This window comes from Variovorax saccharolyticus, from assembly GCF_030316765.1.
GTDB lineage: Bacteria > Pseudomonadota > Gammaproteobacteria > Burkholderiales > Burkholderiaceae_C > Variovorax > Variovorax saccharolyticus.
In genome coordinates this window covers 13,201-29,027 of the sequence record NZ_JASZYT010000013.1, presented here as the reverse complement: position 1 = coordinate 29,027, position 15,827 = coordinate 13,201, and the positions used below count along the sequence as shown (strand labels likewise).

General features: G+C 66.9%; 15 protein-coding genes. 7 read left to right on the top strand and 8 right to left on the bottom strand.

What is annotated here, in order from left to right:
• Window positions 1-14: 14 nt before the first annotated feature.
• Both QTI45_RS30570 and QTI45_RS30565 read right to left on the bottom strand, forming a co-directional pair.
• The gene (locus QTI45_RS30570; protein WP_286373126.1) at window positions 15-791 is read right to left on the bottom strand and encodes an alpha/beta hydrolase family protein; all 777 of its coding nucleotides are present in this window, start codon (window positions 789-791) and stop codon (window positions 15-17) included.
• The gene (locus tag QTI45_RS30565) at window positions 775-1,932 is read right to left on the bottom strand and encodes a DUF3182 family protein (RefSeq protein WP_286657010.1); all 1,158 of its coding nucleotides are present in this window, start codon (window positions 1,930-1,932) and stop codon (window positions 775-777) included. Before QTI45_RS30565 ends, QTI45_RS30570 begins: the two co-directional genes overlap by 17 nt.
• Window positions 1,933-2,150: 218 nt before the next feature.
• On the opposite strand from QTI45_RS30565, the gene QTI45_RS30560 reads away from it, so the two are divergent.
• The 3 genes from QTI45_RS30560 to QTI45_RS30550 all read left to right on the top strand — a co-directional run bounded on the left by QTI45_RS30560 (window position 2,151) and on the right by QTI45_RS30550 (window position 4,038).
• Window positions 2,151-2,390, top strand: a complete 240-nt coding sequence (locus QTI45_RS30560; RefSeq protein WP_286373128.1) for a hypothetical protein — start codon at window positions 2,151-2,153, stop codon at window positions 2,388-2,390.
• A gap of 141 nt (window positions 2,391-2,531) precedes the next feature.
• The gene (locus QTI45_RS30555; protein ID WP_286657009.1) at window positions 2,532-2,804 is read left to right on the top strand and encodes a hypothetical protein; all 273 of its coding nucleotides are present in this window, start codon (window positions 2,532-2,534) and stop codon (window positions 2,802-2,804) included.
• Entirely contained in the window at window positions 2,719-4,038 is a 1,320-nt protein-coding gene (locus QTI45_RS30550; RefSeq protein WP_353621350.1) for a RecQ family ATP-dependent DNA helicase, read from the top strand. The genes QTI45_RS30555 and QTI45_RS30550 overlap by 86 nt, the downstream gene beginning before the upstream one ends.
• On the opposite strand, the gene QTI45_RS30545 is transcribed toward QTI45_RS30550, so the two are convergent.
• Both QTI45_RS30545 and QTI45_RS30540 read right to left on the bottom strand, forming a co-directional pair.
• On the bottom strand, window positions 3,945-5,327 hold the full coding sequence (locus QTI45_RS30545; protein ID WP_286657008.1) for a hypothetical protein: 1,383 nt from the start codon (window positions 5,325-5,327) through the stop codon (window positions 3,945-3,947). The two genes, QTI45_RS30550 and QTI45_RS30545, sit on opposite strands and share 94 nt — an antisense overlap.
• Before the next feature lie 52 nt (window positions 5,328-5,379).
• Window positions 5,380-6,309, bottom strand: a complete 930-nt coding sequence (locus QTI45_RS30540) for an ABC transporter substrate-binding protein (RefSeq protein ID WP_286657007.1) — start codon at window positions 6,307-6,309, stop codon at window positions 5,380-5,382.
• Between the two features lie 477 nt (window positions 6,310-6,786).
• On the opposite strand from QTI45_RS30540, the gene QTI45_RS30535 reads away from it, so the two are divergent.
• Window positions 6,787-7,398, top strand: coding sequence for an H-NS family nucleoid-associated regulatory protein (locus QTI45_RS30535; protein WP_286657006.1), 612 nt, complete (start codon window positions 6,787-6,789; stop codon window positions 7,396-7,398).
• Window positions 7,399-7,645: 247 nt separating this feature from the next.
• Here the strand turns inward: QTI45_RS30535 and QTI45_RS30530 are convergent, their stop codons facing one another.
• Window positions 7,646-8,197: a lipocalin family protein gene (locus QTI45_RS30530; RefSeq protein ID WP_286373132.1), complete on the bottom strand. Its 552-nt coding sequence runs from the start codon at window positions 8,195-8,197 to the stop codon at window positions 7,646-7,648.
• Between the two features lie 60 nt (window positions 8,198-8,257).
• Window positions 8,258-9,172, bottom strand: a complete 915-nt coding sequence (locus QTI45_RS30525) for a LysR family transcriptional regulator (RefSeq protein WP_286373133.1) — start codon at window positions 9,170-9,172, stop codon at window positions 8,258-8,260.
• Between the two features lie 139 nt (window positions 9,173-9,311).
• On the opposite strand from QTI45_RS30525, the gene QTI45_RS30520 reads away from it, so the two are divergent.
• Both QTI45_RS30520 and QTI45_RS30515 read left to right on the top strand, forming a co-directional pair.
• Window positions 9,312-10,325 (top strand): tripartite tricarboxylate transporter substrate binding protein, encoded by a 1,014-nt coding sequence (locus QTI45_RS30520; protein WP_286657005.1) that lies wholly within the window; start codon window positions 9,312-9,314, stop codon window positions 10,323-10,325.
• A gap of 47 nt (window positions 10,326-10,372) precedes the next feature.
• The gene (locus QTI45_RS30515; RefSeq protein ID WP_286657004.1) at window positions 10,373-12,361 is read left to right on the top strand and encodes an Atu1372/SO_1960 family protein; all 1,989 of its coding nucleotides are present in this window, start codon (window positions 10,373-10,375) and stop codon (window positions 12,359-12,361) included.
• Here the strand turns inward: QTI45_RS30515 and QTI45_RS30510 are convergent.
• Complete coding sequence (locus tag QTI45_RS30510) at window positions 12,327-13,178, bottom strand: YihY/virulence factor BrkB family protein (RefSeq protein WP_286657003.1); 852 nt, start codon at window positions 13,176-13,178, stop codon at window positions 12,327-12,329. The two genes, QTI45_RS30515 and QTI45_RS30510, sit on opposite strands and share 35 nt — an antisense overlap.
• Before the next feature lie 361 nt (window positions 13,179-13,539).
• Between QTI45_RS30510 and QTI45_RS30505 the strand changes: the two genes are divergently transcribed.
• On the top strand, window positions 13,540-13,917 hold the full coding sequence (locus QTI45_RS30505) for a hypothetical protein (protein ID WP_286657002.1): 378 nt from the start codon (window positions 13,540-13,542) through the stop codon (window positions 13,915-13,917).
• A gap of 9 nt (window positions 13,918-13,926) precedes the next feature.
• Here QTI45_RS30505 and QTI45_RS30500 read toward each other — a convergent pair whose 3' ends face one another.
• Window positions 13,927-15,726, bottom strand: coding sequence for a tannase/feruloyl esterase family alpha/beta hydrolase (locus QTI45_RS30500; protein WP_286657001.1), 1,800 nt, complete (start codon window positions 15,724-15,726; stop codon window positions 13,927-13,929).
• Window positions 15,727-15,827 lie beyond the last annotated feature (101 nt).

Sequence of the window (15,827 nt, the reverse complement as noted above, 5' to 3'; positions counted from 1 at the left end):
ACACCGGGCCGCCTCTATGCCGGGCTGCTCGGAGCCGGTCTCAGCAGCCCGCTGGCTGCACGAGCGCCGAGTGTCATTTCGGTCATCCACGACACCAGCAGCATGCCGTACGCCTGGCGGCTTCGTTCGTCCGAAAGCGCATGGTCGGCGCCTGCGATGCAGCGATAGGTCACCGATTTGACGTGCTTGAAAGCCCCCAGATAGCTCTCGATCACCGGATGCGGCACTGTCTTGTCGTTCTCGGATTCGACGATGAGCGCATCGCCGCTGAACCGGGCGCAGGCGGCCAAGGCACGGTTGTCGGGCGCCGCCACGATGGAGTTTCTGTATTCGGCCAGTTCGCTGCGGCTCAGTTTGCCCTTGGGAATCTCCCACTGGGCGTCGGGATAGAGGGCGGGAACGCGAAGCGCCAGCCAGCGAACGGGGCGAAGGGTCGTGGCGATCGCGGCCAGGTAGCCGCCGTAACTGCTGCCGACGATCGCTATCGACTCGGGATCCACCGTCGGATGATGGACGAGGACATCGTAGGCCGCGAGCACGTCGCGCAGGTTGTCTTCACGACTCACCGATTGACGCTGCCCGGCGTGGCGGGCGTGGCCGCGCAGGTCGAAGGTGAGGCAGACGCAGCCGAGCGCGGCGATCTCGTAGGCGCGCGCCTTGTACTGCTCCTGGCTGCCATCCCAGCCATGCACGAGCAACACACCGGGCACGGCGTGGGAGGCCGCGACCAGCGTCCCGTCGATGTGCTGCCCGTCGACCGCGATCTCGACCTGCTTATGCCGCGTCGACATGGGCATCGACAAAGCTGTACTTGGTCAGGCGACCCACCTCCGGGTCGTCGCCGCTGTAGTTGACACAGGCTCCCGGTGGAAGCTCGGTCTCGCCGAACACCTCGAAGCAGGAGGCTCGCACGAGCGAGCGCTCCGGCTGGCTCTTGAAGACTTCCAGCGCAGCGACTTCAGCGCCGGTCGCGCCGCCGACGCGCCAGGATTGCTCGAGCACGCCCGAGTGCCGGAGGCCTGACCGGTCCTGTCCCTGCGCCACGTCATAGTTGATGCGCGAGGCGAGGAAACCGGGGAAGCTCTCGACGACCGCGGCGTGAAACACCGCCGCCTGGTCGATCGCCAGCCGCAGGGACGGCTTGAGCGCCAAGCGGGTGAGCGCGTCGAAGGGGCCGCGCACGGCCGTCAGGTCGGAGCCTCCGTAAACCCACTCGCCTCGATGGTTCTGCGTGGTTCGCTGCAGGCCGTAGTAGCTCATCGTCAGTGGGCCCACCTTGACCTGGCCAATGCTCAGCGTGCGCGGCGCCCGGAGATTGCGTTCGAGGACCACGCCCTCGCTGGCGATGTCGGGAACCCGGGCGAGCGTGTCATCGAGCGACACTTCATCCTGCACAACCGTCTGGCCGTTTCCGCCAGTGGCCCGCACCGGCTTGATCCGCACATCGCCCCCTCGCAACAGGTCGCGACCCGCTCGGCGCGCGTCGGCCTCGCTGAACGCCGTCGTGCCTGGCAGGACGCAGCGGGCGACGCGCGGGGCGAAGGACTCGACCCACTCGTGCGGCCTCTCGGCCTGAGCGTCGTGCAAGGGATGGCTGATGGCCTTGGTGGCGACATAGGGGAACGGCACCGCCCCGCCGAAGAAATCCTGCTCGCTGCGAATGCCGATGGCCTGTGCCCGATGGCCCTCGACGGTATCGCTCGGAATGAAATACAAGGGCCCACGCGGCGGTGGGCGACGGCTGACCGCGCCGAAGTACTGCATGCCCTGCAAGGCAGCGATGCGCTCGGCCAGGGCGCGACGCGTGACGCGCTCGTGCGCGGCGCAATAGTGCGCTGGATCGATGACCCACTCCATGACGTAGCCGGCCTGGCCCAGGCCCGGCGTGTTCATTGCCTCGAAAGGGGATGCCGCGTTCTGGAGGCTTTTCATTGGGCTCCCTCCTGAGGAGTAGGCGTTGCGCAACTTTCCGAGGCACTCAAGGTGCGCGCCGATGGAGGGCGATCGTGTCGGATGAATGCGCGTGATGCTGAGCGAAATAACCTGAGGTAGACGGATCAGCGCCTCTGCCCCGGACGCATTCAGCCGCCCTCTGCCGCAAGGTTTTGCGCTAAGGTTTGGTCGTGAAGCTATGCGGATCGGAGGCAAAGATGGACGCGATGGACACCCTCGAGTACCTGGGATGGCAGTTCTTGTGCAGCGGCGAACGGCTGCCATCAGGAAGCTACCAGGCAACAGTGCGCTACAAGGCGCCGCCATGCGACGACATCCGGACCCTGGTTCTCGACCCTGAGAACTTCGGTACGGCGCAGCAGGCGCTTGAACGCGCGAAAGAGCTCGCGATGAAATGGGCCGACGAGCGAGGGGGCGACGGACGCGGAGACGCTTGAGTCCGGGCGGGAAATCCGCGCCTCGCGCCTCGGCAGCGTCGTGGTGTTGACATGGCCTACAGCAAATATGCGGCCGAGGACTACGTGCGCCGCGCGTGCAGTCCCTAGAGTCCATCGGACAACTCATCCCGGAAGGAGTCCATGGCCAACAGCAGCATTCCTGAGCGCAAGGCCAGGGCACCGGACGAGGCGCAGGTGCGCAAGGTCTTCGGCTTGCGCCTGATGCGCGAAGGGCAACGTGAAGTCATCGCCCGGGTTCTCGAAGGCGATTCGATGCTGGCCGTGATGCCGACGGGCGCCGGCAAATCCCGAGGACGGTTCCGCACAGATCGTCCTGACCACGCCCGAGCGGCTCGCCGAGAAGGATTTTCTTGCCTTGCTGCAAACCGGGCCCACCGCGCTGCTGGTCGTTGACGAGGCGCACTGCATCTCGCAATGGGGACACGACTTTCGCCCCGCTTTCCTGGAGATCGACCTGGCCCGGCGGGCACTGGGCAATCCTCCCGTGCTGGCGCTCACCGCCACCGCCAACGACGAAGTGGCGCGCGACATCATGACCCGCCTGGGCATCCCGCGCTCCGGCCTGCTCGACACGGGCAGCTACCGTCCCAATCTGCGCTACGCGGTCGAGCAGATCGACACCGACGCACGCAAGCGCGAGCGCACGCTGGCTGTGGTCCAGGCGATCGCCGGCAGCGGCATTGTCTACACGGCGACGGCCAGGACCGCCAAGGCGGTGCATGCGGCGCTCGCCGACGCCGGCGAGTCGGTGGGTTTGTACAGCGGCCGGCTCACCGTCGGGCAGCGGCGGCAGGCCCAGGACGCCTTCATGGCCGGCGAGGTGCGGGTGATGGTGGCGACCCATGCGTTCGGCCTGGGCATCGACAAGCCGGACATCCGCTTCGTCCTCCACTACCACATGCCGTCGGGGCTCGACAGCTACTACCAGGAGTCGGGCCGCGCGGGGCGCGATGGTGCGCCGGCCGATTGCATCCTGCTGTTCCATCCGCGCGACCGGGCGGTGCAGCAGTTCTTCCTCGCCGGTCGCTACCCCGAGGCGAAGGAACTGGATGCGGTCTATGCCGCCCTGCGCTCGCCACCGCCCGAGACCGGCGGATGGCGCCTGGAGGCCCTGCAACGCAAGCTGGATGCGCCCGCCAACAAGGTGCAGGTGGCCTTGGCGGTGTTGCGTGAGCGGCGCATCGTGCGGCAGGACTCGGACGGCCGCCTCTCGGTCCGGCGCCCGGGCGTCGCGGCCGACGCGCTGGTCGCGATGCTCGAGTTGTACCGCGAGAAACGCGAGCAGGATCAGGCGACGCTGGAGCGGATGGTGTTCTATGCACAGACCGGCCTGTGCCGATGGGAAGTGCTGCTGTCACAACTGGAGGGCGAAGCGCCAGCACTGCGTTGCGGCACCTGCGACAACTGCAGGCGCATCGCGATGCAGACGGCACAGGTCGAGGCGTCCGCGGCAGTCGAGACCGCACCGCAAGCGGAGAGCCCGACACCCGGCTTCGCGCCCGAGGCCGAGGCCGACACCCGGCCCGCGCCGGGTCAGTTGACGAGGCCGAAGTGCATGTACCCCGCGCCATTGTTGCCACGCGCGCCGACAGCGACCGAAAGCGCGCTGTTCTGCATGAAGAAGTAGGCGTTGGGTGAGGCGCCTGCGCTTTGAAGACCCGCAGGGTAGCCCAGGTTGCTGAAGGCGAGACTCTGAATGTCGGAGCTGCCGTCGGCCTTGGTCACCGTCCAGGACGCATTGACCGGATCGAAGCCCAGTGCGCCCCAGCCGCCGTCGGTGGTGCCGCCCCGCGCGGTGTTGGCCGTCGGCGCCGTCGCGATCACACCGATGCGAAACACGCGTTGGGATCCGGTCTGATCCAAGCCGGACGCCAGCATGACGCGTTGACCGCCGACGTAGGCGACGGTGAATGCGGCCTTGTCGACGGGATTCGCCACGTTCACGTAGCTCCAACCATTGTTGGGCGCCGGGGTCACGGCGTAGGTGATGAGATTGGCCGGCGTGCAGTTGGCCATGTCGACGACTGCGGCATCGTTGCATTGCTGGAAGACGGTACCGCCGGCCGACAACTGCACGCGACGAATCTGGGAGTCCCGCAGCCCGGGGCCGTAGTTCACGCCGAGCCGCGTATAGGTTCCGTCCAGATCTGCCTGGGCGGTCAGCGGCGCGCGGGAGGCGACGAAGGGCTGTACCGTGGCGGTGCTTGCAAGTTGGGGGTCGTCGAACGGAAAGGAACCGACCACGGCGTCGCCGGTCGCACGGAACCTGGCGGCGTTGTAGGCGGCCTTGAGCCTGGCGCTCTTGAGAACGTAGGTGCCTTGCTCGCTGGGGTCCGCGGCAAACGAGTCCGAAGACACCTGGCCCGCCGAGTCCGTCATGTCGTAGGTCCCGGTATCGAAGTTGAGCGCCAGTTGCGACTGCGTCCCGTTGGTCGCCCAGACCCGGTAGGAGCCATTCTGGCTGTTGCCGCCGGAGACCTTGAACACCGCGTCCTTTGTGATCGACGCGGCGCTGCCCTGCTTGGCAGTCACCGTATAGACCACCGGCGCGGTCGTGTTGTTCACCAGTTGCGCGGACCACTTGGTGCTGGAACTGCTGGCCGATCTCAGGGTGATCGCGCTGGGGTCAGCGGCCGATGGGGCCCAGTCGGCCCCGATGCTCGGCGTGATCTCGATGGTGTCGCCGGGCTTGGCAGCGTACTGGCCCGCACCGTCCGGCGCAGCCGTCTTCCCGTTGATGGCCACGGACAGGTTCATTGCCTGGGCCGGAAGAATGGGCGTCACGCCACCGCCACCGCCACCGCCACCGCCACACGCCGCCAATCCTGCCAGGGCTACCGCCGTGACGGCCGAACACCAGAACCGCATCAGAAACTCCTTGAGTTGAAACGGCGTGCCCAGCGCACGCCGCGTCAAGAGTAACTGAATGTGACTTGTTGTAACATGGGGATCTCCCGTGGGTCTTTTGTCACTCGATGAGTTCGTCCGCACCGACCAGCACGTTCTTCGGGATCGGGATGCCCAGGTCCTTCGCGGTGGTTCGGTTCACCACCAGGTTGAGCTGGGTTGCCTGCTCGAAGGCGATGTCGCCCGGCTTCGCGCCCTTGAGGATCTTGTCGACCAGCGCCGCCGAGCGTTTGAACATCGCGACGAAGTCGCCCTGGTACGACATCAGGCCACCGGCCTCGACATAGCTCTTGTGCCCCCAGACCGCCGGCAGGCGGTGCTGCGCACACAACGCGATCAGCTTCGCATGGTGTGTCCAGAAGGTGGCATCCGCGAGGATCGCGATGGCAGCCACACGGTCCCTGGCGATCGAGGCGAACGCGGCGTCGAAGTCATCGGATCCGCGGGCTTCGACCAGCGCGACCGGCACCCCGAGCGTGTGCCCATAGCTCGCGATGTCCTTGGCGATGTCGGACCCCTTCGCAGTCGATGGGTTGTGGAGCACCGCGAACTGGCGCGCCGAGGGCACGAAGTCCTTCAGGAGCTGGAGGCGCTTGGCGAGGATCCCGGAGAAGGCGGCGGAAACCCCGGTGAAATTGCGCCCCGGATGCGAGAAGCTGTCGGCCAATCCCATTTGGACCGGGTCATCCACGAGGACGGCGACCACGGGCAGGGAACGGGTGGCATCCCTGGCCGCCAACGCCGGGCCTGGACCGACGGTCACGAGCACATCAGGCGCGAGCTGGATCAGTTCGGCTGCCAGCACCGGCAGCCGTTGCGGCTGACCCTCGGCCCAGCGGAACTCGATGGCCAGATTCCGGCCCTCGACATAGCCCAGTTCGCGCAGGCCGAGACGCAACGGGGCGACTTGGCCGGTCATGGCGCCCGCGTCGGGGCTGATGCCGCCCAGGAAGGCCAGCCGGGCCTTGCGCACCGGGGACTGTGCGAACACCCCGCATGCGGTTGCTGCGAGCACTGCGGCCGTCGCGATCGAGGATCGCCGTGAAGGTTCGAAGCGCGCTTTCGTCCAGAGCTGGTGCGACATGGGGAAACTCCGTCGATCTCGCCCGCAGGCTGGTCGCCGCGTCCGGGGACGCGCCGGGCCTGGCCGTGCGGGACACGCGCATGACACTACGCCGATTTGAGGCGTGTTGGCAGGGCCGATCGGCGGGCGGCGGCCGCGCGGCTCCGGGACTGGTGAAGCGCGGGCACGGCGTGCCCTCGATGCGATGGACGCCTTCCGGGACTTCATCCTCCGCGAGAAGCTGCACCGCACCCACGCAATCCCGTCCATTCGTAATGCACATCAATTGCCAATACTCGCTTGGCGCATTTTTTGCGGGTATGCCCCGCATCATTGCGACCAGCCGACGCGTCGCCCAAGGATGTCACCCAATGAAGAATGAGTTGCCGACACTCATTCAATTGAATGAACGTGGGCAATGGGCAATGGGCAATGAAATGGACATCCACAAGGAGTAAGCTGCGCGTCTCGACAATTCCAATTCAACAAGCAATGGCACAAACCTACAAGCAGATCCAGAAGCAGATCGAACAGTTGCAAAAGCAGGCAGACGCCCTGCGCAACACCGAAGTCAAGGGCGTCATCGAACGCATCAAGGTCGCGATCGCCCACTATGGATTGACTGCTGCGCACCTCGGACTCGAGTCCCGCGCTTCGGCTTCGAAGAAGACACGCGCAGCGGGATCGAAAGGCCCCAAGGCCCATTCCGCGTTCGCGGACGGGACTGGCAATTCGTGGTCGGGCCGCGGTCCGCGCCCGCGCTGGCTGCGCGAAGCGCTGGCATCGGGCCGGTCGCTCGAGGAGTTCCGCGCCGGCGCGGGCACCGGCGCAGCGGACGCAACCCAGGGCAATGCCTCCGCCAAGGCAGCCAAGCCCGCGCGCAAGATCAAGCGCGCGCCCTCGAAGATCAGCTACCGCGACGATGCCGGCCACTCCTGGACCGGCCGCGGCCCGAAGCCCGGCTGGCTCAAGGCCGAACTCGACGCCGGGAAGTCCCTGCAGGACTTCTTGAAATAGTCGCGGCTTCCCAGTCCCGCGGCGCACCAGCGCCTTGGGTCGGCAAGGGCCGGACATGAAGCGGCCCGGCGGGTCGCCCCGCCGGGCCGAGGTTCCCGCGTCGTGCTGCGTCTGCCTGCGAGAGGCTGCGTTGCCTACGTGAGAGGCGCACCGGGGAACCTGGGTGGAATATGGACCAACCATGGCGGTCCGCTTGTCGGACGCGGCCGCGTCTCGCAAATCGTCGTGCCTGGTGACGACCGCAGTCCTATGAGCCAGGCCATCGTTGCGGGACCTTCCTGAGGTCCCGCGTCGCATAGCCCAGTGCCTGCAGCCGTCGCACGGCAGCCGCATAGTCCTGCTCGGAGATCTGCGGCGTCCGCGCCATGATCCATGCATGGTCGCGCCGGCTGCGACCGATGACCGTGATGCTGTAGGCGGGATCCAGATCGACGATCACGTACTCGGCATCGATCGGCCAGACGAATTGCATGTCCCACACCGCGTTGCGGGTTCCGGGCCGCACCCGGCCGACCGGGCGCATCGTCCTGACCGGCGCCTCGAAGCTGCCGTCGCGGTATTCGAAGGTGGTCTGGATCGCGCCGTCGGCGCGCAGGGCGTAAGACTCGCGCGCGTTGAACGCATCGCGCTCGATCAGGGTCGGAATGTTCGCGATCACGTACCAGTCGCCCATGAAGCGATCCAGGTCGACATCGGCCACCGGCGCTATCGTCGGCGGCCGGCTCGAGCAGGCGGCCAATCCCGCGGCCAGCACGAGCGAACCCAGCGTCGCTGCCGCCACCCACTTCCATCGATTCATAGAGCGCTCCGGTGTCCCAGTCCCCGGTATACGCAGCTGCGCGCCCTCTGGATCAGCGCGTCAGGAGGCGAACACCGAGAACCGGCCCTGGATCTCGGCCAGCAGCTTGCTGGCTGCGATGGCCAGCGGCCGGCCGTGGCGCACGATCAGCCGCACCTGCGCCGTCCGGCAAAGAGGATCGGCAAGGTTCAGTGCGACCAGTTCGCCGGATTCGATCTCCGCCGACGCCGCCATGCCGGCGCCGACGAAGGTCAGGCCGTTGGTGGACTTCACGAATCTCTTGAGACTCACCACGGAGTTGCTCCGGAACGAAGGGTGCAGCTTCAGGTGTTCCGCGTACTCGAGCAGTTCGACGACGCGCTCGACGCCATAGCCCGGCGGCATCAGCGCGATCGGGAATCCGACGAGCTGCTTGAGGCGCAGGGCACCGGTGAGCCGGGTCAGCGGGTGGCCCGCCCGGACCAGCACCTGGGTCGGAGCGGCCGCGCTGGCGACGAACTGCAGCAGCGGATCGGGCTGCGGGTTGTAGGCCAGGCCGATGTGGGCCGAATCGTCTGCCAGAGCGCCGATCAGTTCGTTCACGGGCAATGCATCCAGCTCGACCGTGAGCTTCGGATAGGTCTCGCAGAACGGGGCCAGGATCTGCGTCACCAGGCCCTCCACGAAGCCCTCGCTGGCGACGATCCGCACCGTCCCCGTTTCCATCGAGTCGATCGCCTGGAGCCGCTCGACCAGCCGCTCCTGATGCGCCTGGCAGCCTCGCCAGTACTCGAGCAGGTGGTAGGCGTTGTCGGTCGGCACGACGCCGCGGGCCTGCCGCTCGAAGAGTGCGAACCCGACCTCCTCTTCCAGCAGCGCGACCTGGCGCGTGATCACCGACGGTGCCGTGTTGAGGGCATCGGCAGCACCGCGCATGGACCCCCGCACCAGCACTTCCTGGAAGTACCTGAGTCGCTTCTGGTTGATTTCGCGCACCGTGCGGGCCTCCCGTTTGTGTTGCTCAACAGGCAACGCTTACGCCTCGAAATTGCTGTTGCTCGAACGGATGCTACATCAAACAATCGCCTCACCCCCCCAACCCGCCGCCATGCGGCGCTGAACGAAAGAGGATGAAATGCAACGCAGAACCTTCAACGCCTTCGGCCGCCTGATCGCCATGAATGCCGCCCTGCTGGGCATCGCGACGGCGGCGGGCGCCGCCGCTGCGGCGGATGCCTTTCCCTCGAAGCCGGTCACCATGCTCGTTGCCTTCCCTCCGGGCGGGCCGGCGGATGTGCTGGCGCGCGCGATGCAGCCCGAGATGGCCAAGGCCCTCGGGCAGCCTTTCATCATCGAGAACCTTCCGGGCGCCGGCGGTGCGCTGGCGGCACAGCGGCTGCTGAGCCGTCCGGCCGATGGCTACACGCTGATCATGGGTTCGCCCAACGAGGCGATCCTGGCGCCGCTGTCCAACGCATCCGCGAAGTACAAGCCCGAGGAGTTCGCGGTGCTGGCACCGATCTCGACGCACCCGCTGGTGGTCATGGCGCGCAACGACCTCCCCTATTCATCGCTCGAGCAGGTGATCGCCGCCGGCAGGAAGAGCGGCAGCCAGAGCCTCACCTTCGGCAGCCCCGGCCACGGCTCGATGTACCACATCGTCTCGGAGTACATCGCGCAGACGACCGGCGCCAAGCTGCTCCACGTGCCGTACAAGGGCGCCACGCCCATGATGCAGGACCTCGTCGGCCAGCAGATCGACATCACGATCCTGCCGAATCTGGGGGCATCGACGCAACTGCTCGAGAGCCACAAGATCAAGGCGATCGACGTGCTGGACACGCAGCGCATGCCGACCTTGCCCGGGGTGCCCGCCATCACCGAGGGCAAGCTCGCGCAGAAGAAGGAACTGGTCTACGCCGTATGGCTGGCCGTCATGGCCAAGGGCGGCATGCCGGCCGACCGCGCGGACGTGCTGCTCGCGGCCTCGCAGAAAGCCATCGCATCGCCCGAGATGACCAAGGCGCTGGCGCTGTCCGGCGTCGAGGCGATGAAGCCGCAATCGCTTGCCGACTCGGCGAAGTTCTACGCCAACGAGACGGACAAGTTCAGAAAGATGGCGCGCTCCATCCAGCTGACGCCCCAGTGAGCCGGCCGCGCAGCCTTCCCCCCGCCCTCATCATCCGAAAGAACCCCATGAACATCCTCGTCGCCGGTTTCCAGCATGAGACCAACACCTTCGCCCCCACGGTGGCCAGCTACGACAGCTTTGTCCGGGGAGAGGATTTTCCGGGCCTCGTGCGCGGCGAAGCGATGTTCGGACTGCTCAACGTGAACCTGCCCGCCAGCGGCTTCATCAACTTCGTGCGGGCCGAGGGGCACAGCGTCACGCCGGTCATCTGGGCCGGTGCGGGCGCCTCCGCCCATGTGACCACCCACGCGTACGAACTCATCGCGTCCGAGATCGTCGAGGCGGCGAGGAGCGCGTCCTTCGATGCCATCTACCTGGATCTGCATGGCGCGATGGTCGCGCAGCACCTGGACGACGGCGAGGGCGAACTGCTGTCGCGTATCCGGGCCGTCACACGGCCCGGCATGAAGATCGTGGTCTCCCTCGATTCGCATGCCAACGTCACACGACAGATGCTCGGTCTGGCGGATGGCGTGGTCGCCTATCGCACCTATCCGCACATCGACATGGCGGACACGGGCCGGCGCGCCGGCGAACTGCTGCTGGCCTTGATGCGTGCCGAGCACCCCGCTCACCTCGCGATCCGGCGCGTACCCTTCCTGATCCCCGTGAACAGCATGTCGACCATGATGCAGCCCGCGCGCGGTGTCTACGATCTGCTCGAAGAACTCGAGCCCACGGTGCTGTCCCTGTCTTTCGCGCCTGGCTTTCCGGCCGCGGACTTTCCGGAATGCGGCCCGGTGATCTGGGGCTACGGCTTCGACGAAGCACAAACCGAGCGCGCCCTCGACACCCTCTTCGATCGCGTCTGCAAGCCGGAAGCCCAGTGGGCCGTCGAGTTCGAGGAGCCCGACGCCGCGGTGCAGCACGCGATGCAGGTGGCCGCCACCGCGCACCGGCCGGTGATCATCGCCGACACGCAGGACAACCCGGGAGTCGGCGGCGATTCGAACACCACCGGCATGCTGCGCGCCTTGCTGCGCCACGGTGCACAGGACGCCGCGATCGGCTTGATCTGCGATCCGCTGGCCGCGGCGGCGGCGCACGAGGCCGGCGTGGGCGCGACGATCAGCATCGGACTGGGCGGCTGTCCGCAGATCGAAGGCGATCCGCCGCTCCAGGCGAAGTTCCAGGTGGAGGCACTGTCCGACGGGAAGTTCGTCTACGGCGGCCCGATGATGAACGCCAAGGCCAGCGACCTCGGCCCGATGGCTCGCCTGCGCATCGGCGGTGTGCGGATCGCGGTGAGTTCGGCGAAGGCGCAGCTGCTCGACCGGAACATGTACCGGGCGGTCGGCATCGAACCCGAGCGCATGAAGATCCTCGTCAACAAGAGCTCGGTGCATTTCCGAGCCGATTTCGCGCCCATCGCCGAAGAGATCCTGGTCGTGCGCGCTCCGGGGCCCTTCATTGCCGACCCCGCGGATCTGCCGTGGACGAAGCTGGGTCCCGGCATGCGCACGAGGCCCGACGGCCCGGCCTTCGCCGGCGCCGCCGATGTCTATTCCAGGCTCGCCCTGCTTGGAATCGAGCTGCCTCGAGCGGCTGCAGCCGCCGCCTCCTATGCCCCCTTCCGGCAAAGCGGCGACCTGGTGCATCTGTCGGGCCACCTGTCGCGCCACCAGGGGCAAGTACAAACCGGCCGGCTCGGCAGGGACCTGACGACCGAGCAGGGCAAGGAGGCCGCACGCGCGATCGCCATCGATCTGCTGGCCACGCTGCAGGCCGCCATCGGAAACCTCAACGAGGTGACCCGGATCGTCAAGCTCGGCTGCATGGTGAACTCCACCGAGAGCTTCACCGAACAGCACCTGGTGGCGAACGGCGCCAGCGAACTGCTGACCGCGGTCTTCGGTCCGGCGACGGGAATCCATGCACGTTCCGCCTTCGGCGTCGCCCAACTGCCCCTGGGCGCGTGCGTGGAGATCGAGCTCGTCGTCCAGACGGCCGCTGCAGCCGTTACGACCGCTGCGGCGCGTCCGCACCTTCCTTGATCACGCCGTTGACCTCGGCGCCGAAGATCAGCGTGGCAGCGCTGATGTAGAGGAACACCAGGGTGGCCACCAGGCCGGCGAAGCTGCCATAGACCAAGGCGAGCTTGCCGGCGGTGCGCAGCGTATAAGACAGCGTCGCAGCCGCCGCGATCCACAGCGCTGCGCCCACCACGGCGCCGGGGATCACCGTCGACAGCCGCTGCCGAACGTCCGGCAGCCAGCCGTACAGCACCGCATACAGGCAGCTCAGCACGAGAAAAGCCGAGCCGTAGCGAACGCTGTTGCGCAGCCACGGAAGTTCCGGGCCCACGCCCACCTTCGCTTCCAGCACCCGCCACACCACCGGCAAGACGATCACCGAGCTGAAGACGACGAGCACACCGGCACCGACGATCACGGTGAACAGGGTGACCTTGATGCGCGCCTTCCAGAAAGGGAGGCCGCGCTGGATGCCATACGAGCGATTGAGGGCCGTACGCACGGCCTGCAGTCCCGAGGAAGCGGTCCAGAGCGTGGCGATGAAACCCACCGCCAGCAAGGCCTGGTTGCGTTGGGCGAGCACCTGGTCGATCACCGGCTGCACCGCATCTCGCACCACCTGCGGCGCGAACTCCATGACACGGCCAGCCAGGGCCGCCGCATCACCGGGTTGGCCGAAGAATCCAGCGGCAGCGGACACCAGGATCAGCAGCGGAAACATCGCCAGCACAGACGAGAACGCGAGGCTGCCGGCCTGATTCGCGCTCTGGTGCAGGATGTAGTTGCGCAGGGCCCGCAGAAGGACGCCATTGCCGAGTCGGCCGTGGCCTGTCGCCATGTCATCTCCCAGGGTGGGGACTGCTTCGTCGAAGCGTCTCAAGGAAGACATTGGGCATCGGCCGAACGCCACGCGAGGTCATCGCAGGCATGGACTGGCTGTCAGCCGATGCCTCTAAACCATCACTCCCTCGGGGACCGTGACGGAATGCCCAGGAAGCCGCTCGCGTGTCCGCCGTGCCGGCCATCGAGTGGCCCTGGCCGCGCTATCATCCGACGCACTTCGGCGTGGGCTCGTTCTCGTGGCCACACCTGAGGCGCGTCAACGGCCTGGCGTGCACACCCCCACGGTCTTCCGTGGGTCGCCGGCGGCACTCTCGGGTGCGCCCCTCTCTGCAGCCGCAGCACTCCAAGACGAAAGCATGGCCAAGGTACTTCGAACGTGGACATTCTGGATCAAGGCGGCGCTCGAAGGCGAGTGCCGCGAGTATCTCGAGCAGCATGTCTTGAGCGGCTTGCGGGTGCAGCCTGGCAATCTGCGTGCATCCGCGCTCTTTCGCGGGCTCGGCGACGGCACGGCCCAAGTGGTGGTGGCTTCGGTCTGGGAGTCCATGGACTGCATCCGCGCCTACGATGGCGGTGCCACCTCGCGGCCCGCGATCCCTCCGGACATCCGCTCGAAGATCCTCGATCGCGATTCCAGGCTTCGCTATTTCGCGATCGATTCACTCGATGACATCGTCCCGGCCAAGCTCTGGGACGATGCAATGGAAACGGATTCCCCGGCTCAGCCCGGGTGACGGTGCGATCTACCGGCAGCTGAAGCTCTCGGCCTTCTCGACGTCGCCGCTGCCCTTGTAGCGTGCCACCTTCGGATAGGCGCACAACGGACGGGTGCGATCGACCGCCCAGCCGGCCGGCAAGTCCGCATTCACGCCGCCGGCATTGCCCGTGCCGCGCGCCGAGGCCACGACCGATTCCGCTGGCTGGCCCTTCTCGACCCAGTTGACGAGCGGCGTGAGCATGTCGAACTGGTCGACGGCCGGTCCACCGCCGCAATGGTTCATGCCGGGCACGCGGTAGAAGCGCGCGAAGTTCGAGGCATCGCCCCCGTTGGCCGCGGCCAGCGCGTCGTACCACTGTTGGGTGTCGTCGCTCGAGAAGATCGGATCGCTGGTGCCGTGGTAGGCCATCACCTTCGCGCCACGCTTCTTCAGGCGGCTCAGATCGGTGGAATTCGGCGGGGTCATGAACGACAGCGAGGACTCGGTGTACAGCACGCTCGTCGCCGTGATCTTCGCGAGGATCGAATCGATGCTGGTGGTCAGCGTGAAGCTGGGGCCATTGAAGCCGGCCTGGGTCTCCGGCGGCACCTGCCAGATGAAGCCCACCGCACCCGAGTCGAGGTTCAGCGAATTGGAGAATTTCCAGCTCGCCCATCCATTGGTTCCCAAGCCGGCGTCATACGGGAAGCTGGTGTAGAACTTCTGCCCATGGCCATCGAGCGCACCGGCAAAGAGTTGCCCGATGCGCTGCTTCTGATCTGCGGACAGGCAGCTGCCGTCGCGCGCGCCGCTGCAAGTCGGCACATCCCGATCGAGATCGAAGGCGGCCTGGCATGCGCCGGTGTCCTGCACGAGTCCATCGGTCGCGCCATCGAGCGCGTCGCACCTGGCCAGCACCGCTTGCGAGACCAGGGTTCGCTCGGCCTGCGTGAAGCCGGTGCCTGGGCTGCCCGGCGTCGTCGCCAAGGCGTTGTAGTTCTGGGCGCCGACGATGTTCGCCGCGGCCGCCAGAGGCAGGCGAAAGCCCGGGTTTCCGACCAGGAAACCGTCGTAGTCGTCGGGGTAGCGCGACATCGCGACCATGGTGTGTCGGCCCCCGTTGGAGCAGCCGCCGAAATAGGAACGCTCCGGGCCCTTGCCGTAGCCCGAGGCGATCAGTGCCTTCGCCATCGGCGTGAGCTTGGCCACCGCCTGATAGCCGTAGTCCAGGCGCGCCTGCGGGTCGATGCCGAAGAACGGGGTCGGTGCCTGATGCCCGGCATCGGAGCTGATCACCGCGAAGCCCATGTTCAGCGCGTTGTCCAGACTGCCGCCGCCACCGACTGCGCCGGTCGCGGTCGCGACGCTGCCGTCGACACCGCCGTTGGCCTGGTAGAAGAAGCGCCCGTTCCAGTTCACCGGCAGGCGCATCTCGAATCCGATGGCATAGCTCTGGCCGTCGACGGGGCCGGTGCGCGAATACATCGACCCGCGCACCTGACAGTGCGCCCCCACGGGCTTGCCTGCCACGGCGAGCGTACCGGCGGCGATCGGATTGGCCGCGGTGACGGTGGTGTTGGCGAAGCTGAAGCCGGCGAGCGATGCGCAATCGCCGAGCGTCGCGCCGGTCGCCGCCGCGAGGACCGGCAGTGTCTCGACCGGCGTCGTCGGCCCCGCCGGCGGGGCGACCTGGCTGCTCGACCCGCCCTGGGGCGCGCTGGTCGACGAGGTGCCCGTCGTCGACGCGCCGTTCGAGGCGACTGGCGGGATGAACCCGCTGCTGCCTCCGCCGCCGCAGGCGGCAGCCAGACAGCTGACGAGGATCAGGGCTATGGATGTTCTCATGCATGTCTCCTTCGACGTCGGAACGCGCCGTGCTCGTGAATCTATTTAATTATCTTTAGTAACCATATATGGTTTTCCACTAGCTATTGGCTGATGCAATG

Bases quoted from the DNA above. Each gene is read 5' to 3' on its own strand.
- QTI45_RS30570 (WP_286373126.1), bottom strand. From the start codon at position 791: ATGTCGACGCGGCATAAGCAGGTCGAGATCGCGGTCGACGGGCAGCAC.
- QTI45_RS30565 (WP_286657010.1), bottom strand. From the start codon at position 1,932: ATGAAAAGCCTCCAGAACGCGGCATCCCCTTTCGAGGCAATGAACACG.
- QTI45_RS30560 (WP_286373128.1), top strand. From the start codon at position 2,151: ATGGACGCGATGGACACCCTCGAGTACCTGGGATGGCAGTTCTTGTGC.
- QTI45_RS30555 (WP_286657009.1), top strand. From the start codon at position 2,532: ATGGCCAACAGCAGCATTCCTGAGCGCAAGGCCAGGGCACCGGACGAG.
- QTI45_RS30535 (WP_286657006.1), top strand. From the start codon at position 6,787: ATGAACGTGGGCAATGGGCAATGGGCAATGAAATGGACATCCACAAGG.
- QTI45_RS30530 (WP_286373132.1), bottom strand. From the start codon at position 8,197: ATGAATCGATGGAAGTGGGTGGCGGCAGCGACGCTGGGTTCGCTCGTG.
- QTI45_RS30520 (WP_286657005.1), top strand. From the start codon at position 9,312: ATGCAACGCAGAACCTTCAACGCCTTCGGCCGCCTGATCGCCATGAAT.
- QTI45_RS30515 (WP_286657004.1), top strand. From the start codon at position 10,373: ATGAACATCCTCGTCGCCGGTTTCCAGCATGAGACCAACACCTTCGCC.
- QTI45_RS30510 (WP_286657003.1), bottom strand. From the start codon at position 13,178: ATGGCGACAGGCCACGGCCGACTCGGCAATGGCGTCCTTCTGCGGGCC.
- QTI45_RS30505 (WP_286657002.1), top strand. From the start codon at position 13,540: ATGGCCAAGGTACTTCGAACGTGGACATTCTGGATCAAGGCGGCGCTC.
- QTI45_RS30500 (WP_286657001.1), bottom strand. From the start codon at position 15,726: ATGAGAACATCCATAGCCCTGATCCTCGTCAGCTGTCTGGCTGCCGCC.